Annotated in this window: 1 protein-coding gene; it reads left to right on the top strand. The window is 55.0% G+C overall.

Translation table 11 applies throughout. From position 1 onward, the window contains the following. Window positions 1-331: 331 nt before the first annotated feature. Window positions 332-1,192 (top strand): cache domain-containing protein (locus AC1D35_RS36280; RefSeq protein WP_477942858.1); only part of this gene is annotated, 861 nt, incomplete at its 3' end.

Below are 1,192 nucleotides of genomic sequence, written 5' to 3' on the forward strand. Positions count from 1 at the left end.
GCTCTACCGGTGTCGCCCCCGCCATGCATCAGGGTCGCCGCGCCGCTTAAAGACGGCGCGCAGACATCAGGCCTTTTCATCACCAAAATATTAGCGGCCGCCGGATGAAAATCCGGCGGTTTTGCTTTTGGCACACCCCCCGATTTATAGGGAAATTTTGTCCAAAATCTAATAAAATTAAAGCTTTATTATAGGATGAATGCCAATCGTAGCTAACCGGTCGCAGCATGTTCTCTTAAGCAGCAGTAGATGCGTCGCCCTCATCCGGCGCGCTCGCACAGGCGGTATAAAACCGCACCGGAATGCAGCCCCATTCCTGTTGCGAGGTATCATGAAGAATTTGAAAATATCGAAGCAGCTTATCTTGCTGGTTATTGGCCTGATGGTCGCGTTTGCGATTGCAACCACCTTCCAGGTCCGCTCCTCGGTCAATGCGATCTACAAGGAACGCTATGACATGCTGCGTTCGGAGGTCCAGTCCGCGGTCTCTGTTCTCAAGCTCTATCAGGCGAAGGTGACTTCAGGCGAAATGAAGCTGGAAGACGCCCAGAAGCAGGCCTACACCACGCTCAACGCCATGAAATACGACCCCGATGGCTATTTCTTCGGCTATAGCTACGACATCCAGATGATGTTCCACTATGACGCCTCGAAAATTGGCCAGACCAACAAGGGGCAGCCGGACAGCAAGGGCAAGCTCTATCGCGAAGAGCTGGTCAAGGTCGGGCAGCAGGGCGGTGGTCTCGTCGAATATTATTCCACAGCCAAACCGGGCCAGCCCGTTGGCGATTATCGCAAGACCGCCTATGCGCTGGCCTTCGACCCCTGGAAGGTCGTCGTCGTCACCGGCGTTTACATGGACGATCTCGATGCCCAGGTGAACGACAAGATTCTGTCCGCGCTATCAGGCAGCATCGTTTTGTTCTTCCTCGCAATTGTAGCTGCTTACCTCGTCATCCGCGGCATATCGAACCCGTTGAAGGACGTGCACAACGCGCTTCAGGCGGTTGCCGACGAGAATGTTTCCCTTGATATCCCGCATACCGGCATGAACAACGAAGTCGGCATGATGGCGAAGGCGACGCAGTCGCTGCAGGAAAAGATCCGGGAACGCCACGCGATGTCCGATCGCGAGGCTGCCCAGCAACTGGCTCTCGAAAGCGAGCGCGAAAGCAACCAGCGTCATCAGCAG

The organism is Rhizobium sp. P1_E6, assembly GCF_056405875.1.